The 26,234-nt window shown below is 62.6% G+C and carries 29 protein-coding genes, 2 tRNA genes and 1 pseudogene; 20 read left to right on the top strand and 12 right to left on the bottom strand.

Annotation, left to right across the window (positions count from 1 at the left end; translation table 11 throughout):
* Positions 1-188 precede the first annotated feature (188 nt).
* On the top strand, positions 189-446 hold the full coding sequence (locus tag HB778_RS25780; RefSeq protein ID WP_183465222.1) for a type II toxin-antitoxin system Phd/YefM family antitoxin: 258 nt from the start codon (positions 189-191) through the stop codon (positions 444-446).
* Positions 443-826, top strand: a complete 384-nt coding sequence (locus HB778_RS25785) for a type II toxin-antitoxin system VapC family toxin (RefSeq protein WP_183458024.1) — start codon at positions 443-445, stop codon at positions 824-826. Before HB778_RS25780 ends, HB778_RS25785 begins: the two co-directional genes overlap by 4 nt.
* 49 nt (positions 827-875) lie before the next feature.
* On the opposite strand, the gene HB778_RS25790 is transcribed toward HB778_RS25785, so the two are convergent.
* The 3 genes from HB778_RS25790 to HB778_RS25800 form a co-directional block, all read right to left on the bottom strand.
* Positions 876-1,157: a hypothetical protein gene (locus HB778_RS25790; RefSeq protein WP_183458026.1), complete on the bottom strand. Its 282-nt coding sequence runs from the start codon at positions 1,155-1,157 to the stop codon at positions 876-878.
* A gap of 82 nt (positions 1,158-1,239) precedes the next feature.
* A complete protein-coding gene (locus HB778_RS25795; protein ID WP_244661618.1) occupies positions 1,240-1,665 on the bottom strand; it encodes a cupin domain-containing protein in 426 nt (141 codons plus the stop codon).
* A 123-nt stretch (positions 1,666-1,788) separates the two neighbouring features.
* A tRNA-Pro gene (locus HB778_RS25800) sits at positions 1,789-1,865 on the bottom strand.
* 125 nt (positions 1,866-1,990) lie between these two features.
* Here HB778_RS25800 and HB778_RS25805 point away from each other — a divergent pair.
* The 8 genes from HB778_RS25805 (at position 1,991) to HB778_RS25840 (ending at position 7,632) form a co-directional block, all read left to right on the top strand.
* Positions 1,991-2,296 carry an ETC complex I subunit gene (locus tag HB778_RS25805; protein ID WP_015318428.1) on the top strand — a complete coding sequence of 102 codons (306 nt, stop codon included), beginning with the start codon at positions 1,991-1,993 and terminating at the stop codon, positions 2,294-2,296.
* A gap of 46 nt (positions 2,297-2,342) precedes the next feature.
* Positions 2,343-2,419: transfer RNA gene (locus HB778_RS25810), tRNA-Arg, on the top strand.
* Between the two features lie 179 nt (positions 2,420-2,598).
* Positions 2,599-2,850: a hypothetical protein gene (locus HB778_RS25815; RefSeq protein WP_244661619.1), complete on the top strand. Its 252-nt coding sequence runs from the start codon at positions 2,599-2,601 to the stop codon at positions 2,848-2,850.
* A 167-nt stretch (positions 2,851-3,017) separates the two neighbouring features.
* Positions 3,018-3,239, top strand: coding sequence for a hypothetical protein (locus tag HB778_RS25820; protein WP_183458030.1), 222 nt, complete (start codon positions 3,018-3,020; stop codon positions 3,237-3,239).
* A 182-nt stretch (positions 3,240-3,421) separates the two neighbouring features.
* The gene (locus tag HB778_RS25825) at positions 3,422-4,210 is read left to right on the top strand and encodes a GGDEF domain-containing protein (protein ID WP_183458032.1); all 789 of its coding nucleotides are present in this window, start codon (positions 3,422-3,424) and stop codon (positions 4,208-4,210) included.
* 217 nt (positions 4,211-4,427) lie between these two features.
* Positions 4,428-5,390, top strand: a complete 963-nt coding sequence (locus HB778_RS25830) for a glycosyltransferase family 4 protein (protein WP_183458034.1) — start codon at positions 4,428-4,430, stop codon at positions 5,388-5,390.
* Between the two features lie 129 nt (positions 5,391-5,519).
* Entirely contained in the window at positions 5,520-6,746 is a 1,227-nt protein-coding gene (locus HB778_RS25835; RefSeq protein WP_183458036.1) for an anion transporter, read from the top strand.
* Positions 6,747-6,762: 16 nt separating this feature from the next.
* On the top strand, positions 6,763-7,632 hold the full coding sequence (locus HB778_RS25840) for a tetratricopeptide repeat protein (RefSeq protein ID WP_183458039.1): 870 nt from the start codon (positions 6,763-6,765) through the stop codon (positions 7,630-7,632).
* Here the strand turns inward: HB778_RS25840 and HB778_RS25845 are convergent.
* Positions 7,570-8,286 (bottom strand): hypothetical protein, encoded by a 717-nt coding sequence (locus HB778_RS25845; protein ID WP_183458041.1) that lies wholly within the window; start codon positions 8,284-8,286, stop codon positions 7,570-7,572. The two genes, HB778_RS25840 and HB778_RS25845, sit on opposite strands and share 63 nt — an antisense overlap.
* Before the next feature lie 58 nt (positions 8,287-8,344).
* Complete coding sequence (locus tag HB778_RS25850) at positions 8,345-8,929, bottom strand: TetR/AcrR family transcriptional regulator (protein WP_183458042.1); 585 nt, start codon at positions 8,927-8,929, stop codon at positions 8,345-8,347.
* A gap of 79 nt (positions 8,930-9,008) precedes the next feature.
* Between HB778_RS25850 and HB778_RS25855 the strand changes: the two genes are divergently transcribed.
* On the top strand, positions 9,009-9,884 hold the full coding sequence (locus tag HB778_RS25855) for a crotonase/enoyl-CoA hydratase family protein (RefSeq protein ID WP_183458044.1): 876 nt from the start codon (positions 9,009-9,011) through the stop codon (positions 9,882-9,884).
* Between the two features lie 67 nt (positions 9,885-9,951).
* On the opposite strand, the gene HB778_RS25860 is transcribed toward HB778_RS25855, so the two are convergent.
* Both HB778_RS25860 and HB778_RS25865 read right to left on the bottom strand, forming a co-directional pair.
* Entirely contained in the window at positions 9,952-10,794 is an 843-nt protein-coding gene (locus HB778_RS25860; RefSeq protein ID WP_183458046.1) for an alpha/beta fold hydrolase, read from the bottom strand.
* 79 nt (positions 10,795-10,873) lie between these two features.
* The gene (locus HB778_RS25865; RefSeq protein WP_183458048.1) at positions 10,874-11,572 is read right to left on the bottom strand and encodes an alpha/beta fold hydrolase; all 699 of its coding nucleotides are present in this window, start codon (positions 11,570-11,572) and stop codon (positions 10,874-10,876) included.
* A 156-nt stretch (positions 11,573-11,728) separates the two neighbouring features.
* On the opposite strand from HB778_RS25865, the gene HB778_RS25870 reads away from it, so the two are divergent.
* The 4 genes from HB778_RS25870 (at position 11,729) to HB778_RS25885 (ending at position 16,007) form a co-directional block, all read left to right on the top strand.
* Positions 11,729-12,364 (top strand): CGNR zinc finger domain-containing protein, encoded by a 636-nt coding sequence (locus HB778_RS25870; protein ID WP_183458050.1) that lies wholly within the window; start codon positions 11,729-11,731, stop codon positions 12,362-12,364.
* Between the two features lie 200 nt (positions 12,365-12,564).
* A complete protein-coding gene (gene glyA / locus HB778_RS25875) occupies positions 12,565-13,887 on the top strand; it encodes a serine hydroxymethyltransferase (protein ID WP_210308039.1) in 1,323 nt (440 codons plus the stop codon).
* A 51-nt stretch (positions 13,888-13,938) separates the two neighbouring features.
* Complete coding sequence (locus HB778_RS25880) at positions 13,939-15,054, top strand: branched-chain amino acid ABC transporter substrate-binding protein (RefSeq protein ID WP_432421206.1); 1,116 nt, start codon at positions 13,939-13,941, stop codon at positions 15,052-15,054.
* 80 nt (positions 15,055-15,134) lie between these two features.
* Positions 15,135-16,007 (top strand): LysR family transcriptional regulator, encoded by an 873-nt coding sequence (locus HB778_RS25885; RefSeq protein WP_183458054.1) that lies wholly within the window; start codon positions 15,135-15,137, stop codon positions 16,005-16,007.
* A 41-nt stretch (positions 16,008-16,048) separates the two neighbouring features.
* Here HB778_RS25885 and HB778_RS25890 read toward each other — a convergent pair whose 3' ends face one another.
* The 5 genes from HB778_RS25890 to HB778_RS25910 form a co-directional block, all read right to left on the bottom strand.
* Complete coding sequence (locus HB778_RS25890; RefSeq protein WP_183458056.1) at positions 16,049-16,366, bottom strand: cupredoxin domain-containing protein; 318 nt, start codon at positions 16,364-16,366, stop codon at positions 16,049-16,051.
* Complete coding sequence (locus HB778_RS25895; protein WP_183458058.1) at positions 16,363-16,887, bottom strand: DUF4142 domain-containing protein; 525 nt, start codon at positions 16,885-16,887, stop codon at positions 16,363-16,365. The genes HB778_RS25890 and HB778_RS25895 overlap by 4 nt, the downstream gene beginning before the upstream one ends.
* Positions 16,888-16,993: 106 nt before the next feature.
* Positions 16,994-17,680 carry an RNA polymerase sigma factor gene (locus HB778_RS25900; RefSeq protein ID WP_183458060.1) on the bottom strand — a complete coding sequence of 229 codons (687 nt, stop codon included), beginning with the start codon at positions 17,678-17,680 and terminating at the stop codon, positions 16,994-16,996.
* A gap of 93 nt (positions 17,681-17,773) precedes the next feature.
* Positions 17,774-18,853, bottom strand: coding sequence for an HPP family protein (locus HB778_RS25905; protein WP_183458062.1), 1,080 nt, complete (start codon positions 18,851-18,853; stop codon positions 17,774-17,776).
* A gap of 225 nt (positions 18,854-19,078) precedes the next feature.
* The gene (locus tag HB778_RS25910) at positions 19,079-20,260 is read right to left on the bottom strand and encodes a cystathionine beta-lyase (protein WP_183458064.1); all 1,182 of its coding nucleotides are present in this window, start codon (positions 20,258-20,260) and stop codon (positions 19,079-19,081) included.
* Between the two features lie 725 nt (positions 20,261-20,985).
* Between HB778_RS25910 and HB778_RS25915 the strand changes: the two genes are divergently transcribed.
* From HB778_RS25915 to HB778_RS25935, 5 genes and pseudogenes are all read left to right on the top strand, one after another.
* The gene (locus HB778_RS25915) at positions 20,986-22,014 is read left to right on the top strand and encodes an amino acid ABC transporter substrate-binding protein (protein WP_095202432.1); all 1,029 of its coding nucleotides are present in this window, start codon (positions 20,986-20,988) and stop codon (positions 22,012-22,014) included.
* A gap of 62 nt (positions 22,015-22,076) precedes the next feature.
* Entirely contained in the window at positions 22,077-23,264 is a 1,188-nt protein-coding gene (locus tag HB778_RS25920) for an amino acid ABC transporter permease (RefSeq protein WP_183458066.1), read from the top strand.
* Between the two features lie 4 nt (positions 23,265-23,268).
* A pseudogene (locus HB778_RS25925) lies at positions 23,269-24,425 on the top strand (amino acid ABC transporter permease).
* Positions 24,426-24,562: 137 nt separating this feature from the next.
* Entirely contained in the window at positions 24,563-25,312 is a 750-nt protein-coding gene (locus HB778_RS25930) for an amino acid ABC transporter ATP-binding protein (protein WP_031240865.1), read from the top strand.
* Positions 25,313-25,413: 101 nt separating this feature from the next.
* Positions 25,414-26,079 carry a TIGR02117 family protein gene (locus tag HB778_RS25935; protein WP_183458068.1) on the top strand — a complete coding sequence of 222 codons (666 nt, stop codon included), beginning with the start codon at positions 25,414-25,416 and terminating at the stop codon, positions 26,077-26,079.
* The last annotated feature ends 155 nt before the right edge of the window (positions 26,080-26,234 follow it).

The raw sequence follows: 26,234 nt of genomic DNA on the forward strand, positions 1-26,234 counted from the left end.
GTCGGGCATGAGGCGGTTGGGGTTCTCGCCCGGCGAGCTTACCTTCAGGTGTATCGAGCGATCGCCCGTGCCGCGGCAGCGGGCATAGACACGCATCGCTTCCATCATTGAAACTCTTGAAGCGGACCATTCAATGGTCTATTTTTGACCAAGATATGGACCATTACATAGTCCATGTGGAGCGATTGATGCAGGTATCCGTTACCGATGCCAAGGGACAATTGACCGAGCTGGTGCGCCGTGCGGAAGCAGGCGACGAGGTCATTCTGACCCGTCACGGCCATGCCGCAGTGCGGCTGGTTCCCATCAAGCCAATGCCCGACAGGAAAGGCCGTCGGGCGCTCATGGAAGCGGCGCGAGCGGCTGGGGCCGCCAAAGCGAAGGCCGGGCCATCCGCCGCCCGCAGCCAGGATTTCCTTTATGGCGATGACGGCATGCCCGAATGATCGCTGTCGACACGTCCGCGCTGATGGCGATCGTGCTTGATGAACCGCAGGCCGACGCCTGCATGGCCGCGCTCGAAGCCGAGAACGACCTCGTGATTTCCGCCGGCACTGTCGCCGAGGCGCTGATCGTCGCGGCCCATCGCGGCATCGCCGCCGAGCTGGCCGGGCTGATTGACGGACTTGGTTTCGAGGTGGTGGCGGTGACGCCGGCCTCGGCCCGGCGCATCGCGGATGCTTATGCGCAATGGGGCAAGGGCATCCGCCCGGCCGCACTCAATTTCGGCGATTGTTTCTCCTATGAAGTGGCGAAGGAGCATGCTTGCCGGTTGTTGTATGTAGGAGGCGATTTTTCCAAGACCGACATCGAAGGTGTGCTTTGAACATCGCGCGCCAGGAGATGTCGGCGTCGGTCGGAGAGCTTGGTCAATCTCAGAGCCACAGTCTGACGAAATGCCGGACCAGCAGATAGACAGCCGAATGAGCGGCGACGTAGCAGGCTGCGACCAGCACAAAAATCCCGATACTGACTGGCCAGGAACGGGAGGCGATCGTGCCTGGGGCTAGCTTGGCCTGCCTGCGGCTCTCGCGATTGTTCCATGCCGCCAGCGCCGCACAAGCGATCGCCCACGCCACCATGAACGGAACCGTCACGCCCGCATAAGCAAAATAAGCTGGCCCGAACAGCGACACCCACGCATCGATCCCAAGCATCGGCTACTCCCCGTTTTGCGGGAGTGTAAGCCGGCAATGTCGACGGATGCGAACTTGAAATGGTGAAACCCGGATACTGGAATCAAGCCTTCTCGGAGAAATCTGCCGCGCGGCGATAGCCGGCGAGTTGGGCGTCATCGACGTCGGGCAAATTGATCACTATGTTTTCAGGGGTCCGGCAGGCCAGCCACCACAGCTCTTCCGTCGTACTCATATTGGCTTCGAGATGCGGCAGGAATGGCGGCACGAACATGAAGTCGCCGGCCGAGAGTTCGACGAACTCCTGGTAGTCCTTGCCGAAATAGATGCGGGCGTTGCCGGACAGCAGATAGGCGCCGGTTTCCGCCTCGCCATGATGATGCGGCAGCGAACGAAAGCCGGGCGCGTTGCTGGCCTTGCCGAACCACAATTTCGTTGCCGAGGTGTGTTGCGGCCCCACCCCGGTCACCAGCGCCATGCCACCGGACTGGCTGGTCTTGCTGCTCTCCTGGCCTTTGCGGGTGATCACCGGCCTGTCATTGGCTGCCAGACTCGCACCGGAAAACTGTCGCGGCAAGGCCCGCGACCGGAGCCGCGCAAGATGGTCAGGCGGCCACGCCAATGGCTATCGATACCGCATTTTCGAGAGAGATGGTCGGAGTGGAGAGATTCGAACTCCCGACCCTCTGGTCCCAAACCAGATGCGCTACCAGCCTGCGCTACACTCCGAACGGTCTGTTGCCTATTCATTTCGGTGTTACATGGCAAGTGCAAAAACCTTGCCGCCATGCGCATTGCGCAGTAATGACGGGCGAAGGGGCGGCGATGCTGCCTTGCACAACCATGAGGTGGCCATGTCCGCGCGCATTTTCAGCCCAGCCAAAACCGCGATGCAGTCCGGCAAGGCCAAGACCGGCCACTGGGTGCTGGAATTCGACCCCGAGATGCGCAAGAAGATCGATCCCTTGATGGGCTATACGACGTCTGGAGACATGAGAAGCCAGATCAGGCTGACCTTCGATACGCGCGAAGAGGCCGTGGCTTACGCCGAGAAGGAAGGGCTTGCCTTCCGTGTCGAGGAGCCCAAAGAGACCAAGCGCCGCCAGATTTCCTATGCGGAGAATTTCCGCTATGACCGCAGAACGCCCTGGACGCATTGAACGGCGGCCAGCGCCAGATATCCAGCCGGCCCCTTGGCCGGCCAGCGGTCCCGTAGCTCAGCTGGATAGAGCACCGGCCTTCTAAGCCGATGGTCACAGGTTCGAATCCTGTCGGGATCGCCATTAAATCAAGTAGTTAGAAGTTAGCCGGCTGAAAAGCTTCAACTCGATTTTGACGCGAGTTCCAACTTTTCCTCCCTTTTCGTTCTCGCGGGATGGCTGCTGTCTTGTCAGCACGGTGTTGATTTTCGCCCCAAGACATGACCGGCGGGAACCTGACGCCTGCAAGCGCGTTGCCTCGCATGCTCAAGAAGATCGCCTTCGCCGCCGTGCTGTTCCAGGTTGCCGTTTTCTCGGCTCTGATAACGCAGACGGTTCTTTTCGCGTCCACGGCGACTCAAGCTGCCGACGTACGGCACAGCGAACCCGTAGTCGTCATTGACAAGCAATGCGCCGCCGCGACGTGGCCGAACATTCCGGATCGGTGTCTGGAGCGGGTTGAGGCGCGGAATTCTGTTACGACGATAGTGCTGATGGCCGGGCAACAGGACTGAGCCGGTGGGGCGATCCGTAATTATTTCGTGATCCGCCAAAGTTGGAACCTTAGCGCACACCAAGCGTTCGGGGCCTTGTATTCGCGGAGGCTCATAAAAGGCAATGTGCGGCCGGCGAATGGGCAGGGCAAAACAAGAACGGGTTGGGGGGAGGAGAAAACGAGGCCATGTCGAAACGTGAAATTGGAACGTCCCCTGCCTTGGGGAGGCGTATCGCTGAACTCAAGGCCAGAATGCAGCATGCCGAAATTTCCGATTATGAAATGAAGACCTTCCACAAGGTCGCAGCCATCATGGGGGCGGGCGACGGCTCCCTACGACTGGATGCCGACGACCTGATCGCGGCATCCTTCGTCGTTGAGGCGGGAGGACCGTCACCCAATCGCTGACATTCGGGATTTCCCCTAATTCGCGCGAAAATTCAGCGAGCAAGCTTGCTTTCATTGCCGGAGCACGGCTGCCGCATAGGCGGAACGTGTTCCGGTCCTCTGATCTCGAATTGAAAGGAAAGTCTTATCATTTTGTTTGCGTTGGCACGTCATAGTAGAGGCGGCTAACGGAGTGAAATGGGATGAAGCTCGACCTGTCACCGACCAGCTGGGGCAGGGTGATCGCTGTCACCGCCGCCGGCACGGCATTCTTCATTGCCGTGGCGTTTTTCGTCGATTCGTTCAATTTCCCCTATCTCTCGCCCGAGGCCGTCTGGCGGGCACAAATGACGGACCTGCTGCTGCCCCTGGTGCTGGGCGGGTCGTTTCTGTTTTTTCTGATGTGGAAGATCCGCCAGCTGGCCATAGCCCAGCGTGATCTCAGCATCGTTGCCGCGACCGACAGCCTGACGGCGGTGCTGAACCGTGGCGCCTTCTCGATGCTGGTCGAGGCCTATCTTGAGCAGACCCGCAAGCAGGAGGATGCCCGCTCCGGTGCGCTGCTGATCATCGACGCCGACCACTTCAAGTCGATCAACGACCGCCTCGGCCATGACTGCGGCGACCAGGCGCTCAAGCTGATCGCGCAGGCAATCAAGGGACAATTGCGCGGCAGCGATATCGTCGGCCGCATCGGCGGCGAGGAGTTTGGCGTGTTTCTTCCTGGTGTCGACCCCTCGCAGTCCTGGCTGGTTGCCGAAGGCATCCGCCGGCGGATTCGCGAGATGGACTTTTCGCCCGGCGGCCGCGCCTGTCCGCTTTCCGTCTCGATCGGCGGCACCAGCTTCAGCGGGCCGACGACCTATGAGGCGATATTCTCCGCCGCCGACAGACGGCTCTATGCCGCCAAATCGAATGGTCGCGATCAGGTCAGTTTTGACCCCGCGGAAGCCGCCCTGGTGTCTCAGCCCAGCGTCGCCACGGTGCATTGACCGCGCCTTGCAAGCGCGGTGAAGGCTGATGTCGGCCGCTTCCTTGACGCCTTCGTGTCGGTGTGCTTCCTCCGGCTGAGGTGATGTATGAGGCATCGCCACAGACATTCCTGCTTTCTTGATCTCCTCGATCATCAGGGTCGCCGGTGCAGCCACGGCTTGTTTCGGTGAACGAGTGGCGGGATGGCCCGGGCAAAGCCAGGCAAGCGCGGCGATCATGATCCATTTGTTCAACGGCTTTCAGAATCCGTTCGGCGGCAGTGAACGCGAAACCCTGGACCTGTATCGGCTGTTGAGTGCCGACCAACAGGTGCGTCTTTGGGCAACCTCTTCGCGCGTCTCCGACGAACTGATGCGGCAATTTCCGATTCGCCGCGTCTCGCCGGCAAGGCGCGAGGTGCCGGATGGGGGCACCTATGTCTTCCTCGGCGCGCATTGGCGCAACAAGATCTGGACCTACCTGATCCGGCGGCCGCGCCGGCTGATCTATGTCTTCAACACCTTCCACCCGAAGATCGTCGGGCTGACGACCAGCATGCCGCGCCTGCTGGGCTGGCCCGCCGCCGAACTGGTGCTGATCTCCGACTTTCAGAAGCGCATGCTGCAGGTCGAAGGCGTCGTGCACCCGTCGCCCATCGATATCGATCGTTTCTCCCCACCGCTGACAAGGCCTGATGGTCCATTCACGGTGGGGCGGCTGAGCCGCGACACGGCGGATAAGCATCATGCCGACGATGTGGCGCTCTACGAGGCATTGCTGGCCGACGGCGTTGCGGTGCGGATCCAGGGCGGCATGCCGCTCAAGGACAGGCTCGCCCCGCATCCGCGCCTCCAACTCCTGCCGCAGGGCCAATTTGCCGCCGAGCAGTTCCTGCCGACGCTCGACGTGTTCTACTATCGCACCGGCTCGCATGTGGAGACGTTCGGCCGCGTGGTGTTCGAGGCGATGGCTTGCGGTTTGCCGGTGGTCTGCCATTCGCATGGCGGCTATGCCGACCATATCAGCCACGGCGAAAACGGTTTTCTGTTCGAGACGACGCAGCAGGCGGCGCAAATCCTGGCCGAGCTCAAAGCCGATCCGGCACTGCGGGTGAGGGTGGGCCACAAGGCGCGGCAGACCGTTGAGCGACTGTTTTCGCCGCAGGCATTGCAACAGCGGCTGGATTTCTATCGACGTTAGCGATACCGCCCAGAACGACAGTTTGCCCACTCCGTTTGTCATCAATCTCGACATCGCCAAAGTTGACATGCAAAAGAACCAACGGTCGGACCGCATCGGCGCCACCAGATCGAGCGGGGCTTCCTACCGATGACATTCACGGGTTCCGCCGCACTGCTGATCCTGGTCCTGACCTATGCCGGCGTCGCCGTCGGCCGCATCCCCGGCCTGCGTCTCGACCGCGCGGGCATTGCGTTGCTTGGCGGCGCCGCGATGATCGCCATTGGCGCCATCAGCATGGAGGATGCCTACCGCGCCATCAATTTCGACACCATCACGCTTCTGCTCGGCATGATGATCGTGGTGGCGCATCTGAAGGTCTCCGGCGCCTTTCGCGGGCTGGGCGCCATCGCCATCGAACACGCGCATGCTCCGTTCATGCTGCTGGTGATGGTGACGCTGCTGACCGGCGTGCTGTCGGCCTTCCTGGTCAACGATGCCATCTGCCTGGTGATGGCGCCGATCGTTGTCCATGTCACCCGCGTCATCAACCGCAATCCGATCCCTTATCTGATCGCCACCGCCACCGCGTCGAACTGCGGCAGCGTCGCCACCATCACCGGCAATCCGCAGAACATGGTCATCGGCGCGCTGTCGGGCATCTCCTATCCCGCCTTTTCGGCGGCACTCGCGCCGGTCGCTCTGTTCGGCCTCGTCGCGGTCATCGTCATCGTGCGCATCGTCTATCGCGCCGAATTCAACCGCACCGCTGAATTGACGCCGCATGTCTCGCGCGGCCGCATGCATCGCGGGCAGGTGCTGAAGGCCGTGATCGTCTGCATCGGGTTGGCTGTCGCCTTCTTCGCCGGCGTTCCCGTTGCCAAAGCCGCGTTAATCGGCGGCGCCATTCTCCTGCTCACCCGCGCCATCAAGCCCGAACGCATCTACCGCGAGATCGACGGGCCGCTGCTGTTCATGTTCGCCGGTCTGTTCGTGGTGGTTGCCGGCGCCGAAAGGACGCTGCTGACCCCAGACACCATCGCCTCGGCCAGGAATCTCGGCCTGAACGATGTCTGGCGCCTGTCCGGCTTCACCGCGGTGCTCTCCAACATCATGAGCAATGTGCCGGCGGTGCTGGCATTGCGCCCCTTCATACCTGGACTGGAAAACCCCGAACGCGCCTGGCTGGTGGTGGCGATGAGCTCGACGCTTGCCGGCAATTTCACGCTGCTCGGCTCAGTCGCCAACCTGATCGTCGCCGAGCAGTCCAAGGCTGCCGGCACGCCCTTGTCCTTCGGTGCCTTCTTCAAGGTCGGCTTGCCGCTGACGCTGATTACGCTCGTCGCCGGCACGGCCTGGCTGGCGCTGGGGTTCTAGAGGGAGCGGCAAAGCAATGGTGAACACCAATCAGGGCGATAGCGGAGATCTGATCCGCCGGGCTGTGGCCGCTTTCAATTCCGGCAATCATGGCCAGGCGGTGGATCTGTGCGAGTTGGGCCTAAAGCAGCACCCGGGCGATTCGGCGCTTTGCCATCTGATGGCCGCGGTCCTCTTCGCGAGGGCCGACTTGCCGGAGGCTCGTGCGCGCATCGAAGCGAGCCTTGCCGCTCGTCCGGACAATGTACCAGCCTTGATTCTCGCATGTCGGATTGCCAGGGCCCAAGGCAGGCTCGAAGCGGCGTTGCAGCATCTGGACCGCGCGGCAAGGCAATCATCGCAGGCGGAGATCCTGCTCGAGCGGGCACGTACCCTCGATCAGGCAGGTGATGCCTCAGCGGCTGGTGTGTGCTGGACACTTGTCTTGCAAAGGGAGCCGAAATCCAAGGAGGCAATGGCACGCCTGGGGCACCTTGCGCGGGAACGCGGCGAGTCTCTGGAGGCGGAAGCCTTCCTCGAACGCGCCGTCGCCGGCGGTGGGCATCCGGCTGCGTGGTTTGACCTCGGGCTGGTGCGCCAGGACATGCGCAAGTTCGGCGGTGCTGCTCAGGCCTATCGACGGGTGCTGGAGATGAACCCGGACGCACCGGAGGCTGCCGTCAATCTGGGCGTCGTCTTGCAGGAAACCGGCGACCTCGACGGGGCCATGGCGGCGTATTCGATCGCCTATCGTTTGCGCCCATCCACGTTCGGCGTGATCGCCATGGCACTCACATCGGCGCCGAGCGGCAGGCTGTGGCTCGATGAGGAAGCGCTGCGTCGCTCACTCGCCGGTGGCGCGCCCCCGCCTGGCGCGAAACCGCTTGCGGTAGACGCCGGGCGTTGACAGGACATCCGCGACCGTCTGCGCATAGGATGCCTGCCGTTTCTCGTCAAACACCTCGTATTCCAGCTGCGGCGCGGCCCGCGGAACCGCAAAGCACTGCGCGACCGGAGTTCCTTTCCGGAGCACGCCGGAGAATTCGGGCTCCGTCCAGACCGCCGGGAAATTGATGCCGCCATCGCTGAATCGGTCGGAATCCACCAGGCCCGTCACCAGCCTGAAGGGAAGATCCTCGCGATTGACCGGATGTGTCGCGAACAGTGACCAGCCGTCCTCGACCTCAATGGTCCAGAAGCTGTTGAATTTAAGGGCGGCCTGGCTTGGGTTGGCAAACGGGCTGCCGGCGAGCTGGCCCGGCGTATGGAAGCTCAGTGGCGCCCTGGGGTGGTTTTTAGTGACCGGTTCTGGAATTTGCCAGTCCCAGGAAAAAGTGCCTTTGTCGATGACGACGTCGCATGGCAGCAAGATCATGAAACCATAGGTCATCGCGTCGACCACCGGTGGGCACTGCTTGAGCGTGCGAATGTCGCGACCATGGATCGCAGAGTAGGCCGTGGCGGGCATTGCACGCAGCCAATCCGGCAGAGCGCTGCGCGCCAGGATCGGGCGTGGCAAATGCTCAACCAACATTGGATCACATCGGAAAATGACACGCATCGCCGCCTCCTGGCACCTGCGATACCATGCTTGCCGGCCACGCTCCAAGCGCGGTTGGTCAGTCCTTGTTACGGCATCTCGCCCCAACAAGCGTGGCAGCGGCTCGTCCTGCTGCTTCGATGTAGTCGGGATTGCGATGGATCAGCATGATCGAAAAACAGCCGTCTATCAGCAGCACGATCTCGCGGGCCAAGGCTTGCGGCTCCTCAAGGTCGTGCCCGGACAATTCGCCAGCCAGCCATGTCTCAAAATTCGACTTGTGGCGCGACCCGACCTTGACCGCCGGATGGCCGGGCATCGAGGCGAGTTCCGCGGCCGTGCGCAAAAAACCGCATCCCTTCCATTTCGGATGGCGCGCAACCCGTGCCAGATTGCTGAAGATCGCTTCGACCTTGCGGTCCGCGCCGCCCTCCGCGGCATCAAACCAACTGGCCATCTGCCGCAGATTGGGCTGGTCGCGGCCGTCGAGATAGGCAGCGATGAGGTCGTCCTTGCTCTTGAAGTGGTAGTAAAGCGTACGCTTGGTGAGGCCTGCCTTTTCGGCAACGGCATCGACGCTGACACGACCGATTCCCTCGTCATAGAACAGCTTCGTTGCGGCATCGACGATACGTTTACGGGTTGGGCTGGCGGCTTCAGGCATGAAGCATGTATACCGACTAGTGAATATACACGCAATCGAAAGCATGATCCCTTTCCGTCGTAGCTGGAAAGGAAGAACAATGGCCGATCTTGTCCTGAACGAGACCCGTGACGGGGTGAGCGTCCTCACCCTCAACCGCCCGGAAAAGCTCAACGCGCTGAACTATGGCCTGATCGATCGCCTGCTCGCGGTCCTCGACGACATTGAAGTCGATGGCAGCATCCGGGCCGTTATCCTCACCGGAGCAGGGGAGCGGGCGTTTTCGGCGGGTGGCGATATCCACGAATTCTCGGCGAGCGTGGCTCGCGGTGCGGATGTGGCGCTACGCGACTTCGTCATGCGCGGCCAGCGGCTGACGGCACGGCTGGAGGCGTTCCGCAAGCCGATCATCGCCGCCGTCAACGGGATTGCCTTCGGTGGCGGCTGCGAGATCACCGAGGCCGTGCCGCTGGCGATCGCCAGCGACCGCGCGCTGTTCGCCAAGCCGGAGATCAACCTTGCGATGCCGCCGACCTTCGGCGGCACGCAGCGTCTGCCGCGGCTTGCCGGGCGCAAGCGCGCGCTGGAACTGCTGTTGACAGGCGACTGGTTTCCGCCGCCGCGGGCGCTCGAACTTGGTCTCGTCAATCAGGTCGTGCCGCATAGCGATCTGATGCCGGCGGCGCACGATCTTGCCCGCCGCATCATCACGCATTCGCCGGCAGCGCTCGCCGGCATCCTCACCGCGGTGGCGCGCGGGATCAACCTCAGCATCGCCGAAGGGCTGCTGGTCGAGGCCGAGCAGTTCGCCCGCATGGCCCCGACCGCCGATCTCAGGGAAGGGCTTGGCGCCTGGATCGAGCGGCGCAACCCCCGCTACGATGGCTCCTGGACGCACATCGCAAGGCCCGACGAGGCAAGGCGCGCCTCGCTGCGGCTCGACCAGGCCATGGGGCAGGCCAAGGCGTCGAGATGAGGTGCCATGTCGGGGGAGCGTCGCTACGGCCGTCCCTTCGCCCTGAGGCAAGTCTCCTCCTTTCACGTCAGCGCAGGAAGTCGAGGATCGCTTTGGCGACCTCGTTGGCATGCGTTTCCAGCGCGAAATGGCCGGTGTCGAGGAAACGCACCACCGCGTCCGGCATGTCGCGCTTGAACGCCTCGGCGCCCGGCGGCAGGAAGAATGGGTCGTTCTTGCCCCACACCGCCAGGAACGGCGGCTTGTGGGCGCGGAAGTGGGCCTGGAAGGCGGGATAGAGGGCAACATTGCTCTTGTAGTCGCCGAACAGGTCGAGCTGCACTTCCTCGGCGTCCGGCCGGCCGAAATAGAAACTGTCCAGCGAATAGCCGTCGGGCGAGACCAGATCCGCCGGCGCGCCATGCGTGTACTGCCAGGCGATCGCCTCCGGTTTGAAGGCGGGGCGCAGCGCCTCGCGGTTGGCCGGCGAGGGGTCGCGCCAATAGGCGCGGATCGGGTTCCAGTCTTCGCCGAGGCCTTCCTCATAGGCGTTGCCATTCTGCGAGATGACCGCGCTGATGCGCTCGGGGTGCTTCATCGCCAGCCGGAAACCGGTCGGCGCGCCATAGTCGAAGACGTAGAGGGCGTAGCGGTCGAAGCCGACCACTTCGGTGAAGCGGTCGATGATTTCGGCAATGTGTTCGAACGTATAGGCAAATTTTTCGCGCGACGGCATGTCGGAGCGGCCAAATCCCGGCAGGTCGGGCGCGACGATATGGAAGCGGCCGGCAAGCAGCGGAATGAGGTCGCGGAACATGTGGCTCGAGCTCGGGAAGCCGTGCAGCAGAAGCAGCTTTGGCGCGCCTGGTGTACCGGCCTCGCGATAGAAGATGTTGAAGCCGTCGACATCGGTGTTGCGGTAGGCGGTCATGGTTCTCTCCGTTGCTGTAACCGAAAAATGGGCATTGAGAAGGTTATTGAGATCGAGGGCGGCAAACCCGCCGCCGGGCTCAGCCTTGCGCCTCGGCCGCACGCGCAGCTTCAACGATGATGTCGACGACGGTATCGGGCGCGGTGACCATTGGCGTGTGATCGGCCGGCAACACGCGCAAGCGGGCGTTCATGCGCTTGGCCATGAAGTGCTGTGTCTCTGCAACGATCATGCGGTCCTGCTCGGCAATCAGGAACCAGGCCGGCCGGTCCTTCCACAGCGGCCGCGCCATCGGCACGGTGATGCAGGCCGGCGAGATCGGCCGCTGGACCGCCCGCAGCACCGCCAGTTCGTCGACCGATGCGTTCTGCGCAAAGGCGGAAGCAAAGGCAGTGTCCGGCAGGTGGATCAGGCCATGATCGTCCGGCGCCAGCTTCGGCGCCTTGGCGTGCGGTGTTGCGCGGTAGAAGACGTCCGCCACGGCCTCGCCTTCGTCGGGCGCAAGTGCGGCGACATAGACCAGCGCTTTCACCTTGTCGCTGCGTGTCGCCCCGATCACCGCGCCGGCATAGGCATGGCCGGCGAGCACGACAGGCCCGGCGACGCGCTCCAGCGTCCGGTCGAGTGCCGCCACATCGTCGGCGAATGACGTCAGCGGCAGGGGCGCGGCAATCACGTCGAAGCCCTGCGCCACGAGCGGCGCGATGACCTTGGCCCAGCTCGACCCGTCCGCCCAGGCGCCATGGACGAGCACGACACTGACATTGTTCGAGGGCATGGCGGCATCTCCTTCCGGGTCGAGTTGGTTGGTAACCTGCCTAAGTTGTTTAAAAGGGTTACGAGGTATGAACGTAACTTGTCAATCGGGCTTGAAGGGGTTATCACTGATTTGTGTTCAGGTCGCTCGGCGGGCCGATGCGCGATTGGAGTTACGATGACCCCTGCGATCTTTGTCGGTGACGCGCTCGGCCTGGATTTCCTCAATTCGACCGCAACGCCGGTCGATACCCTTGTCGACTGGATCAAGGACGGCGAGGGGTTGCTGGATTGGGTTGAGCAAGCGCGGCTGGCGCCGCCCGAGGCGCTCGACAACGTTCGCACGCACGCTCTCCCGGGCGAACTCGACAAGGTGGCCGATCAGGCGCGGCATCTCAGGGAATGGTTCCGTGGGTTCGTACGTGAACACAAGGGGCGTCCGCTGGCCGCTCGGGATCTTGCGCAATTGGAGCCGCTCAACCGCCTGCTCGAGCGCGACGAGATTTTCACGCGGATCGCCCCCGTCCTTGCCGGTAAAGACATGTCTGTGGGCAATGAGATCCCTTTTCAGCTTCAGACGGCCCGCAAGTGGCGCACGCCCGAGGCGCTTCTGCTGCCGATCGGCGAGGCGCTGGCGCGGTTCGTCTGCAGCGAGGATTTCTCACATGTAAAAGCCTGCGAGGGTCCGGCCTGCACGCTGCTTTTCGTCGACCACACGCGCGGCCATCGACGCCGCTGGTGCAGCATGGCGCAGTGCGGCAACCGGGCAAAGCAGGCAGCGCATCGCCACCGCATCAAAGCACATCACGATTAGCCGCGACGGCTCGTGGACAAATATCACGCGACCTGACGAGGCCGGAAGAAAAACCTCCGTTCTCCAGACAGCCGAGGCATAGTAGGCTTATTTTTCCTAAGCCTAGGCGCTAGAACTACTCGTTTGCGCCCAGGCAATCACCAGCGTCATCCTCGTCGTCATTCGCAGCCGATTTGTCGGCGAAGGCAATGGAGGCATCGTTGGTCGCTCTCGCTCGCAGGTCCTGGGTCCCCTCACATTGCGAAATGTTCGCCCAGCAACTGGCAGAGCAAACCAGTCATCAGACGACCGATGCCGTCATGGCGGCAATCGCCGGGGGTATTGAGCTGAACCGCTCGATCCACGAGAGCGACTGCATCAACCTCAACCCGGCGACCAATGTCATGAACCCTAAGGCCGAGGCAGCGCTCGCCTCGGGCCTCGGATCGCGCCCATCGCTTGGCTATCCCGGCGACAAATATGAAATGGGCCTGGAAGGTGTCGAGCGGATCGAAGTCATCGCGGCGGAACTCGCGGCGGAAGTCTTCGGCGCGAAATATGCCGAGATCCGCGTGCCATCCGGCGCGATCGCCAATCTCTACGCCTTCATGGTTGCGGCCCGGCCAGGCGACAGCATCATTGTCCCTTCGCCGGCGGTCGGTGGCCATGTTACCCACCACATGGCAGGCTGCGCCGGCCTTTACGGCCTCGATATTCACACGGCTCCGGTTGATGCTGACGGCTACACCGTCGATGTCGGAAAATTGCGCGACCTGGCCAAGTCGATAAAGCCGAAAATGATCACGATCGGCAGCAGCCTCAATCTGCTGGCACATCCCATTCGGGAAATCAGGGCGATCGCCAACGAGGTCGGCGCGCTGGTCCTCTTCGACGCCGCGCATCTATGCGGCATGATTGCCGGGCACGCTTGGCAGCAGCCTCTGCAGGAGGGGGCTCATCTGATGACGATGAGTACTTACAAGAGCCTCGGCGGTCCGGCATCGGGGCTGATCGTCACCAACGATGCCGCCGTCGCCGAAAAACTCGACAAGATCGCATTTCCTGGCATGACGGCCAATTTCGATGCCGCCAAGTCGGCGGCGCTGGCAATCACGCTTCTGGACTGGAAAGACCACGGCAAAGCCTATGCAGCTACTATGGCGCGGACCGCAAAGGCCCTGGCCGATAGCCTTGCGGATCGCGGTCTGCCGGTGTTTTCGACGAGCAAGGGCTACACGACATCGCACCAGTTCGCCATCAAGGCAGCCGAATTCGGCGGCGGTCAGGCCGCGGCAAAAAAACTGCGGCTGGCCAACATTCTGAGCTGCGGCATCGGCCTTCCCGTAGATACGGTTGACGGCGACATGAATGGGCTGCGCCTCGGCACACCCGAGATCGTTCGTTGGGGTATGACCGAAGATGACATGCCGGAACTCGCGGCGCTTATCGCCAGGGGGCTGCGCGGCAACGACGCCATCGAACAGGTCGCCGCTGATGTCACGGCATTCCGGCGTCGGTTCAACAAACTTCATTTTGTGAACTGACGGCCAGAACCCGCGGGCAAATGCCCGCCACTCTAAAAACAGGGGAATGAAATGCGCATGATCGTGCAGATGATGACTGCTGCCCTAATCACGGCTGCCGCTGTCGGCGTTGCGAGGGCGGATATCGTGTTCGGCGTCGCGGGTCCGATGTCGGGACCGAACGCCGCCTATGGAGAACAGTACCGCGTCGGTGTCGAAACCGCGGTCGAACGCATCAACGCCAATGGCGGCGTTCTCGGACAAAAGCTTGTCGTATCGGTCGGTGACGACGTCTCCGACCCGAAGCAGGGCGTTTCGGTCGCCAACAAATTTGTCGCCGACGGCGTCCACTATGTCGTCGGGCACTACAATTCCGGGGTCACCATTCCGGCCTCCGAAGTCTATTCGGAAAATGGCGTCCTGTTCGTGACGCCGACAGCCACCAATCCGACGGTTACCGAGCGCGGTCTGTGGAATGCGTTCAGGGCATGCGGCCGCGACGATCAGCAGGGCTCGATCGCCGCCAACTTCATTCTCGGCCGTTTCAAGGACAAGAAGATCGCCATCGTCGACGACAAGTCGACTGCGGGCAAAGGCCTCGCCGATGAAATGACCAAGGCCTACAATGCCGGTGGCGGCAAGGAGGCCCTCCACGAGGAGGTTAACCCGGGCGAGAAGGACTACAGTCCGCTGGTGACCAAGATCAAGCAATCGGGTGCCGATCTCGTCTATTATGGCGGCCAGCACACGGAGGCCGGGCTCATTGTCCGTCAGATGCACGATCAGGGCGTCGCCGCGATCCTGATGGGCGGTGACGGCATCAGCAACAGCGAATTCGGCGCCATAGCCGGTGACGGTGCTGCTGGAACCCTGATGACGTCATTCCCCGATCCGGCGACATTCCCGGAAGCCAAGGACGCCGTCGCCGATCTTAAGGCCAGGAACGTGCCGACCGAAGCGGTGACCCTTTACGCTTACGCGGCAACGCAGATTCTTGCCGAGGCCATCGCCAAGGCCAAGGCCGACGATCCGAAGGCCGCTGCCGAATACCTCCATTCCGGCGCCGCCATCGCGACGGTCCTCGGCTCGATCTCGTATGACGAGAAGGGGGATATCAAGCAGCCGGGGTTCGTCGTATTCGAGTGGAAGACGGTCGACGGCAAGCTGATCCCGGTCGCCCTCAAATAGAAACATCGCGTCGGCGGCCACCGGCCGCCGACGCTGTCCTGGAATGTCGGGCAATGGCCGTAAATCCGCCGCGACCTCGAATGCCGCCCCTCAACACCTTGCGGGCCTTTGAGGCCGCCGCTCGGCATGAGAGCTTCGCCAAGGCCGCGGATGAACTCGGTGTCACGCCGGCGGCCGTGTCACACCAGGTCAAATCCCTTGAAGCATGGCTTGGTTCGCCACTTTTTGTCCGGCATGCGCAGGGGCTGCATCTGACGGAAGCGGGACGCGCGGCAATCCCGGCCTTCTCCACTGCGTTTGACGCCTTGGGCCTTGCCGTTCAGGAACTGCGCATCTGGGCGCCGAAATCGCAAGTGAGTATCGCTGCGCTGCCGTCCATTGCCCAACTGTGGCTGGCCCCGCGCTTGCCGGCTCTGCGCGCTGCCTTGCCGGCTCTTCGTCCATCCATACACGCGCTCGAGGAGCCGCCGGATTTCAGGCGAGAACCATTCGACCTCGCCATCTTCCTGACAAGGCAAAGAGCCGGCGGCAGCCGTTCGTTCAAGCTTTGCGACGATGTCCTGTTTCCGGTCTGTACTCCCGGCTTGGCCGCACAACTGAAAACGCCCGCGGATCTCGCCTCGCAGCTCTTGTTGTGGGACACCACCTGGACCGGTGATTGGAACCTTTGGTTTGACAGTGTCGGCATGAAAGGCCCATCGATCGATGCCGGATCGGAGTTTTCGCTTTATAGCCTTGCACTTCAGGCCGCTATCGATGGCGCCGGCGTGCTGATGGGGCATGAAGTGCTGGTCTCTCGCGCCCTGGCGTCCGGCGCGCTCGTGGCGCCGTTTTCCCAGCGTGTCCAGAGTGGCCTCAGCCTCGAAGTGCTGGCTCCAGACCGGCCACCTGCCCAAGCAGCGCAAATGATCGAATGGCTGCTTTCGCAGGCAGAGTTGACCAGCTCGGGATAGCGATCGACGGCGAAGCGGTTTTCGCCGTCGATCTCTCAGTCTCAGGGCGCCACCACCAAGCGGCCTTTCATGTTGGGGTGAAAGCGGCAGAAATAGTTGACCGCGCCGGCCGCCTTCAATGTCAGGCTTGCTGATTTCTTCGGCGCGATCATCACCTCCCAGCCGCCCTTCACAGTGGCCGTGTGGGCAATCACGTCCTTGTTCACCCACTCGATCGTGTCGCCGATTTTCGCATCCACAGTCGCCGGCGAGAAGACGAGCTTGTCGATGGTGACCTCTATCGTTGCGGCGGCCGCCGGCGCCACCGTAAGCGCCAGGGCGGCGAGCCATGACAGACGGATCAAGGCACCCGCTTTCATTTCAGCATGCCGGCGACATGTTCGGCATGCTGCTCATGCCCCTGGAAGATCTTGAGGCCGGTCTCGAGCAGGCTCTTCAGCTCGGCATTGCTGGCCGAAGGGATGAGCAGTGTTTCGAGCGCGCCGTTGACCTGCTTGTGATAGGCGACCTCATTCTCGATATAGGCCTTGTCGAAGGCCGCCCCTTTCAGCTTGGCGAGCTTGGCGCGCTCTTCTTCCGCCGCCTTGCTCAGCGCCTGGCTGGTGGCGTTGTCCTCGGGTTTCACCTTGAGCTTCTTGACCAGGTCGAGCGCCTGCTTGTTCACCGCCTCATGGTCGCGCTCCATGTCCTTGGCGAAGGCGACGACCTCCTTGTTCTTCGATGTCTTGATCGCCAGCTTGGCCGCCTCGACGTCGAGGACGCCGGCTGTGTAGGCGATGTGGGCGATTTGCGGATCGGTCGGCTTGTCCGCGGCTTGCGCGAAAGGGGCGGCGCTGACGAAAAGCAGGGCGGCAAGGCCGGTGGTATATCGGGTGAACATGGCATCCTCCTTCGCCCGGCCGCGAGGAAGCGCCGGGCTTACATTTCCAGTTGACGCTGATTGGATGCGCGGCCGGGAGAAACGTTCCCGGAAAATCGCGACAGGATCACTCGAAGCCCAGCCGTCCCATCACGGCCTTGGTCAGCCGCTCGCAGCGGCGGCCGGCGAAGGGAAAGGCGTCGAGCAGCACCGGGCCGATCTCGTCGTCCAGGGCCTTGCGCAACAAGGTACGCGCCCGGTGCAGCCTTGTCTTGACGGTCTCCGGCCGCACGCCAAGCAGATCGGCGGTTTCCTCCATGCTCAGGCCCTCGATGACGCGAGCCACGAAGACCATGCGGTAGATGTCGGGCAGACTGTCGGTCGCCCGTTCGACGAGTGCCAGAATCTGCCGCTGCGCCATCGTCCGCTCCGGGTCGTCGCTGGGGTTGAGGGGAAAGCGGATGATCTGCGCTTCCGGGTTTTCGGGCATCGCCACGGTGCGGCGCCTCTTGCGCAGGCGGCCCAGCGCTTCGTTGATGACGATGCGCGACAGCCAGGTGGCGAGCGAGGAGTCGCGGCGAAATGCGGCGAGGCCGGCGAAGGCGCGGACATAGGCCTCCTGGACGACGTCCTCGGCTTCGGCGTCGTTGCGCAGTATGCCGCGCGCGATGCGGTAGAGCCGCTGGTTGTGCATCTTGATGATGACGCGAAAGGCGCCCGCCTCACGTGCCAGTGCTCGCTGTACGAGCAGCACGTCGCCGGAAGGGGCCTCGGCCACCCCAGGCATTTTGACGGGCATTGCGAGCTTGCTCATCGCGACCGGATCTCCCCGAACAGGCACTTGACTGTACGTTGGATGCACCTGCCTGAAAAAGGTTCCCGGATTTCGGCACCTGGCTTCGCTATTCTAAGCCGCCGCCAGCCCCTTGTCTGCTGCCTGCACGCGTGCGGCGGCCGCCAGAAGGTCGGTCTGCGTGATCAGCCCGAGAATGCGCCGCTCGCCGTCGACGATAACCACGGCATGGCTGCGGCCGTCGGTCAGCACGGGAAGCAGGCTCATCGCCGGCGTGTCGGGCGAGGCGGTGCCGGCCTTTGACATCACGCCCTTCACCGTATCGGTGGCCTTCGTCAGCTCGCGCAGGCCGACGGCGCCGACCAGCCGCGCATCCGCGTCGACCACCGGCAAGGTGCGGATGTTGTGATCGAGCAGTTGCTGGCGCGCCTCGTCGGCGGTGGCCTGCTCGGGCACCGAAACCACGTCGCGGGACATGATGTCCTGGCACAGCAGCGTCCGGTGCGAGCGCACCATGGCCTGCAGCTCGACTTGTCTCAACAAACGTTCGAGGTCGTTGCGGTCGATGTCGAAGGTTTCGTCGAGTGTGGTCAGCGCCGCATCGATATCCTCGGGCCGGAAGCCGACGCGCTGCTGCGCCGGCGGATCGGCGGTCCCGTGGCTGTTGGCAGCGGGTGCGGCGACATGCGGGTAGTTGCGCCGCGCCAGCCTGTGGAAAAGGAAACCCAGCGTGACCAGGATGATCGAATTCAACGCCACCGGCACGAAGGGAAACAGGAAGCCCGCGCTGACAACGGCAGGTCCGCCAAGCACCCCTGTCAGCGCCGCCGCGCCACCCGGCGGATGCAGGCAGCGCGTGAACGACATCGCCGCGATGGCGAGCGCCACGGCAAGGCCCGAGGCAAATACCGGATCATGGATGAAATGCGCCACGGTCACACCCACCAGCGCCGATATGGAATTGCCGCCGATGATCGACCAGGGCTGCGCCAACGGGCTCGCGGGCACGGCGAACAGAAGCACGGCGGAGGCGCCCATTGGTGCTACCAGCAGGGCCACATGCGGGCCGCCGCCCATCGCCAGCCCGCTGATCACGCCGGTCAGCGCGATGCCGATCGTGGCTCCGATGCAGGCAAGCAACCGCTCGCGCAGCGTCGCGCCGGCTAGGATGGGGGCAAAAAGACGAAAGGCCATGGCAAGCTTTGTGACAAATGGATTGCTGACGATGCCGTGCAGCAGGCAATGCAGCCGAACCCACGGATTTGAAAGTCAAATAAATCCGCAAAGTCGCGGCCCGGCAGAATAATATTGCGCGACGCGCAGCAATGGGATGCCGCGAGCGGCTCGCACTTTGTCATCAGCGTCAAGAGCCTTGCGCCCTTCTGCTGATTCTGCCCGGCAGCCGGCCCGTGCGCGTCGTCAGGCGGTGGCAGCGGCCAGCCCGCGCAGGATGTCGGCTTTTAGGTCGTCGACATCCTCGAGACCGATCTGCAGGCGGATCAACGGACCGTCATAGGGGCCTTTTGCAATGACACGGTCGCTGAGCCAGACCGGCACCGCAAGGCTCTCATAGCCGCCCCAGGAATAGCCGAGGCCGAAAATCTGCAGCGCATCGAGAAAGGCGTGCTGCTCCTTCTGGCCGCCGCCGGCCATAACGAAGGAAAAGATGCCGCTCGAACCGCAAAAATCGCGCTTCCACAAATCGTAATCCGGATGGCTGGGAAGGGCAGGGTGGAGCACGCGCGCCACGCCCTTCTGGCCTTCGAGCCACGACGCGATGGCAAGCGCGCTGCGCTGATGATGCTCCAGGCGCACACCCATCGTGCGCAAGCCGCGCAGCACCTGGTAGACGTCGTCGGGTCCCGCGCAGCAGCCGAGCGTGCAAAAGCTCTCGTAGAGCTGCTTCCAGTGGCTCTCATTGGCCGAGACCGTGCCAAGCAGCACGTCGGAATGGCCTGCCGGGTATTTCGTCGCCGCGTGGATGGAGATGTCGACGCCATGGTCGAGCGGCCGGAAATAGAGCGGCGTGGCCCAGGTGTTGTCCATCATCACGATGGCGCCGGCGGCATGCGCCGCCTTGGCGATCGCCGGTATATCCTGCACCTCGAACGTGTTGGAGGCCGGCGATTCCGTGAACACCACTTTGGTGTTGGGCTTGATCAGGGCGGCGATACCAGCGCCGATATGCGGATCATAATATTCCACCTCGACGCCGAGCCGCTTCAGCATCGTGTCGGCGAAATTACGGGTCGGATGGTAGACGCTATCGACGATCAGCAGATGATCGGCAGCCGATAAGAAGGCGAGCAGCGGAATGGTCACCGCCGCCAGGCCCGACGGCACCAGGATCGTGCCGGCGGATCCCTCCAGCGCGTCAATGGCATGGGCAAGGGCGTCCGTCGTCGGCGTACCGCGTGTGCCGTAAGTGTATTTCTGATCGCGCGCCGCCATCGTCGCGGCATCGCGGAACAGCACCGTCGAGGCGTGCACGACAGGCGGATTGACGAAGCCGAAATAGTCGTGCGGGTTGTTGCCCGAATGGGCAAGCCGCGTGTTGATGCCCATTTTTCCGGAAACCTGCTCGTTGCCGTCCTTAGCCATTCTTCGTCTTCGCCTTGTTTGACAAGGCGCTAGCCATAGTGCGGTGTCAGGGACCGTGCAACCGCCCACCGTCCGCCAGGGATGGACTTCGAATATGCCAATTCTCTCGCGGACCGGCGTCGCCGTCAGGTCGTGAAAGCGGCTGGCCGGGCGCGGCAGTGCGCGAGCGAGCGACGCGGCACCTGGCCTTGCCAGCGGCTAGGGGAGGTCTGTGGATCGCCGGCATCGCCATCCTCGTTCTCCTGGGAAAGACAGTCACGACCGGGCCGTTGATTCCGCGCATTTCCGGCGTGTTGATGGCGGCGGCCGGCGTCTGGCTCGTTTCTCGCGCGTTTTAACAGCACATGTCTGATGACAGTCTTCGGGCGTGCCAATTCATTCCGTATCCAGATCAGTGACGCAACGCTGGTGCCAGGGATGGATTTCGCCGCTGGCCCGCATTTTGCGTTGAATACGCTTTGCCGACTTTATTCGCGCCGTGACTAAATTGCGGGCGCGTTTGTCTGCAATTCGGGCATTTCAGGCAATCGATTTTCAAACACGTTCGGATTCGGTCATTTTCCTTGACCTCACGAGAATTATCGCCTTCGATGCTGTTCGTGAATGGGAGGCGGCGCGTCGGTTACGATGTGGAATTCCGGGGAATGGGCTGGAATGGGAGCTGCGTTCACACGGGAAAAAGAATCAGGGTTTGCCTGAAAAACAGAGAAAAGGGTCTGTGGGTCATGAAACATATTGCTATCGGCATTCTTGGCGCCGCTACGCTCGGGCTTATGGCGTCGGCCGCGTCGGCGACGACGCTCGACACCGTCAAGGCGAAGGGCTTCATCCAGTGCGGTGTCTCGACCGGTCTCGCCGGCTTCTCAGCGCCGGACGACAAGGGCGACTGGCAAGGCATCGATGCGGATTTCTGCCGCGCTGTCGCGGCCGCCGTCTTCGGTGACGGCACCAAGGTCAAGTTCACGCCGCTCAGCGCCAAGGAGCGCTTCACCGCGCTGCAGTCCGGCGAGGTCGACATCCTGTCGCGCAACACCACCTGGACCATCAACCGCGACACCGCACTTGGTTTGAATTTCGTCGGCACGACCTACTATGACGGCCAGGGCTTCATGATCAACGCCAAGAAGCTGCCGGGCGTGAATTCGGCGCTCCAGCTCTCCGGCGCCGCCGTCTGCGTACAGAGCGGCACCACCACCGAGCTCAACCTCGCCGACTACTTCAAGGCGAACAAGATGGAGTACAATCCGGTCGTCTTCGAAAAGCTCGAAGAGGTCAACGCCGCCTATGACGCCGGCCGCTGCGACGTCTACACCACCGACCAGTCGGGCCTTTACGGTATCCGCCTGACGCTGGGTGCGCCGGCTGATCACGTCGTGCTGCCCGAGATCATTTCGAAAGAGCCGCTCGGTCCGGCCGTGCGCCAGGGTGACGACCAGTGGTACCACATCGTCAAGTGGACCTATTTCGCGCTGCTCGACGCCGAGGAACTCGGCATCACCAAGGCCAATGTCGACGAGATGAAGAATTCCCCGAGCCCCGAGATCAAGCGGGTGCTCGGCCAGGAAGCGGACACCAAGATCGGCACCGATCTCGGCGTCTCCAACGACTGGGTCGTCAACATCGTCAAGGCCGTCGGCAACTACGGCGAAATGTTCGACCGCAATGTCGGCTCGGGCAGCCCGCTCAAGATCGCCCGCGGCATCAACGCACTGTGGACCAAGGGCGGCTTGCAATACGCTCCGCCGATCCGCTGACCGAAATGTGATCCGGAAGGCAGATATCTGCCTTCCGGTTTCTCTTTCCAGGGGACGGTCACATGGCATCGCAGGAAGTTATTCGCGAAGGGCCCAGCGGGGCTTCCTTCATTAATGATCCGAAAGTCCGCAGTCTCTTCTTCCAGACGCTGGTCGTCATCGTTCTGTTCGGCTCCGTCTGGTGGATTGTGCAGAATGTCATCGACAATCTGCAGCGCCTGCACATCGCCTCCGGCTTCGGTTTCCTCAGGGGACGCGCCGGATTCGACATCTCGGATACGCCGATCGCCTATACGTCGGACTCGACCTATGGCCGCGCCATCCTTGTCGGCCTGATCAACACCATCATCGTCGCCGTCGCCGGCATCATCACCGCCACCATCATCGGCTTCGTCATCGGCATCGGCCGCCTGTCGCAGAACTGGCTGATCCAGAAGATTTGCACGGTCTATGTCGAGGTCTTCCGCAACATCCCGCCGCTGCTGGTCATCTTCTTCTGGTATTCCGGCGTGCTCGCGGTGCTGCCGGCGCCGCGTGACAGCTATCATCTGCCCTTTGGCTCCTTCCTCAACCAGCGCGGCTTCTACTTTCCCCGCCCGGTCTGGGGCGAGGGCTCCTGGCTGATCTTCGTCGCTCTGCTTGTCGGCATTGCCATGGCATGGTTCGTCGCCCGCACGGCGCGTCAGCGGCAGATGGCGACAGGCCAGCAATTTCCGGTGCTCTGGACCTCGATAGCGCTGATCGTCGGCCTGCCCTTGCTCGCCTACGTGCTGAGCGGCTTTCCGCTGAGCTTTGATCTTCCGAAACAATCGACCTTCAACCTCACCGGCGGCTTTCAGGTCAAGCCGGAGTTCCTGTCGCTCTATCTGGCGCTGTCCTGCTACACGGCGGCCTTCATCGCCGAAATCGTGCGCGCCGGCATCCGGGGTGTCAGCAAGGGCCAGACCGAGGCGGCCGCAGCTCTTGGGCTGCGATCCGGGTCGATCTTGCGGCTGGTTGTCGTGCCGCAGGCCATGCGCATCGTCATTCCGCCACTGACCAGCCAGTATCTCAACCTGACCAAGAACTCGTCGCTGGCGATCGCCATCGGCTATCCGGACCTGACGGCAACGGCGGGTACAGTGCTGAATCAGACGGGACAGGCGGTCGAAGGCGTGCTGATCATGATGATCGCCTATCTCATACTCAGCCTGGTGACCTCGGCCGTCATGAACGTGGTCAACGCCAAGATGGCGCTGGTGGAGAGGTAGAGCCATGCAGGAACACGATATGTCCTGGGTGCGCACCGAAATGGCCCTGGCGCAGCCCGCGCCGGCCAGCGTCCGCGCCCGATGGCCTGGGTGCGCAAGAACCTGGTCGGCACGGTCGGCGACACCATCATGACCATCCTTGGCATCGCCATCGTTGCCTGGGTCCTGCCGCAGGTCATCAACTGGGCGTTCCTCAATGCCCAGTGGACCGGACCGGACCGCACCGTCTGCGCGACCGTCGCACAAGGCGGCATTCAGCCGGATGGCTGGAGCGGCGCCTGCTGGGCTTTCGTCAATGCCAAGTTCGGCCAGTTCATGTTCGGCACCTATCCGATCGAGGAACGCTGGCGGCCGATCCTGGTTGCCATCCTGTTCGTGGCGCTTTTGGTGCCGATGCTGATCCCGCGCGTGCCGCGCAAGGGGCTGAACGCCATCCTGCTGTTCCTGGTGTTGCCGATCGTCTCGTTTTTCCTGCTGATCGGCGGTGCGTTCGGCTTGCCGCATGTCGAGACCTCGCGCTGGGGTGGCCTGCTGGTGACGCTGAGCCTGTCCTTTGTCGGCATTGCCGTGTCGCTGCCGCTGGGCACCGTGCTGGCGCTCGGCCGGCGCTCGAAAATGCCGATCGTCAAGACGCTGTGCGTGGTCTTCATCGAAACGGTGCGCGGCATCCCGCTGATCACCGTTCTGTTCTTCGTCAGCGTCATGCTGCCGCTGTTCCTGCCGGCGGGCGTCACCTTCGACAAGTTTCTGCGGGCGCTGATCGGCGTGTCGCTGTTTGCCGCCGCCTATATGGCTGAAGTGGTGCGCGGCGGCCTGCAGGCGATCCCCAAGGGCCAGTATGAAGGCGCCGATTCACTCGGCCTCGGCTATTGGCAGAAAATGGGGTTGATCGTGCTGCCGCAGGCGCTGAAGCTGGTCATTCCCGGCATCGTCAACACCTTCATCGGCATGTTCAAGGACACCAGCCTGGTCCTCATCATCTCGATGTTCGACCTGCTTGGCGTCGTCAAGCAGAACTTCTCGGACGCCAATTGGGCGACGCCTCAAACGGCCAGGTCCGGCCTAGTGTTCGCCGCCTTCGTCTTCTGGCTGTTCTGCTTCGGCATGTCGCGCTATTCAATGTACACCGAACGCCGGCTCGACACCGGCCACAAACGCTGATGCCTGTCGCCCAAAAGCGTGTTGCGGTTTTGGGATAACGACATGCATCATAACCAAAGATAAAAGAACAAGGGGACCCTGTCATGGCCACCGAAAATGCCGTCAGCGCGGAAGAGATCAAGGTCAACGCCGCCAAGATGCACATCTCGACCACCGATGTCGCCATCGACATCATCGCCATGCACAAATGGTATGGCGAGTTCCATGTGCTGAAGGACATCAATCTGAAGGTGATGCGCGGCGAACGCATCGTCATTTGCGGGCCGTCAGGCTCCGGCAAGTCGACGATGATCCGCTGCATCAACCGGCTGGAGGAACACCAGAAGGGCAAGATCATCGTCGACGGCAAGGAACTGACCAACGATCTGAAGAAGATCGACGAGGTGCGCCGCGAGGTCGGCATGGTGTTCCAGCACTTCAACCTGTTCCCGCATCTGACCATCCTGGAGAACTGCACGCTGGCGCCGATCTGGGTGCGCAAGACACCGAAGAAGCAGGCCGAGGAAATCGCCATGCATTTCCTCAAGCGCGTGAAAATCCCGGAACAGGCCAACAAATATCCGGGCCAGCTGTCCGGCGGCCAGCAGCAGCGCGTGGCGATCGCCCGCTCGCTGTGCATGAACCCGCGCATCATGTTGTTCGACGAGCCGACCTCCGCACTCGACCCGGAGATGATCAAGGAAGTGCTGGAGACGATGGTGGGCTTGGCCGAAGAGGGCATGACCATGCTGTGCGTCACCCACGAAATGGGCTTTGCCCGCAAGGTCGCCAACCGGGTGATCTTCATGGATCAGGGCCAGATCGTCGAGCAGAACACGCCCGCAGAATTCTTCGACCATCCGCGCCACGAGCGCACCAAACTGTTCCTCAGCCAGATCCTGCACTGAGCGGTTCCACACCGAGCGCAAGAGCCCGGCCGCAATGCGGCCGGGCTTTTTCTTATGGATCGGCCGATGCGATTGGCGGCAGAGCAGGGGGGGCGTCATCGATGAGAAAAGTGCTGCGGTTCCTTTCCACAGTGCTGGCCGCGATCGCGCTTGCAGCCGCCCTCGGCACTCTGGTGCCGCGCCCGCTCTGGCCGGCGGCGTCGGCGGGCCAGGGCACGCGGCACATATTGGTGCTGAAGAACCCGATCCACACCGACATCGCCATCCCGGTGGACAATGCCGTGCGTCAGCGCTTTCATTTTCTGGTCGAAGCCGGCATCCCGGAAGACATCCCCGAGGTGCGCTACATCGTCTTTGGCTGGGGTGGCCGCGCCTTCTATCTGGAAACACCGACCTGGTCCGAGCTCAAAGCCGTTCCGGTGATGAAAGCGCTGACGCTCGACGCGTCGGTCATGCATGTCGATGTCGCCGGCGATATCGTCGAACCGCATCCCGATGTCGCCGGCTTCGACATTGGTGACGACCAGTTCGCGGCGCTGCTCGATTTCATCGAGGCCAGTTTTCAGCAGGGACCGAGTGGTCCGATCCATATCCAGAATGCCGCTTATTCCAAATTCGACGGCTTCTTCGAAGCCAACGGCCATTTCAACGCACTGGCCGGCTGCAACACCTGGACCGCCGCCGCGCTGCGTACCGCTGGCCTGCGGACCGGCTGGTGGAACCCACTGCCGGTGTCGCTGGGGTGGTCGTTGAGGCTGTATAATTAGTAGGTCGCGCAGATAACACCAACGCCTCGTTCCTTCGCGCCCCCCTCTGTCCTGCCGGACATCTCCCCCTCGTGGGGCTCACGAGGGGGGGAGATCGGATGTGGCGTCGGCTTTCGCTAATCTCCAACGTTTGCAAGATGGACGCCGGGGCCAAA

Source organism: Mesorhizobium huakuii (assembly GCF_014189455.1).
GTDB lineage: Bacteria > Pseudomonadota > Alphaproteobacteria > Rhizobiales > Rhizobiaceae > Mesorhizobium > Mesorhizobium huakuii_A.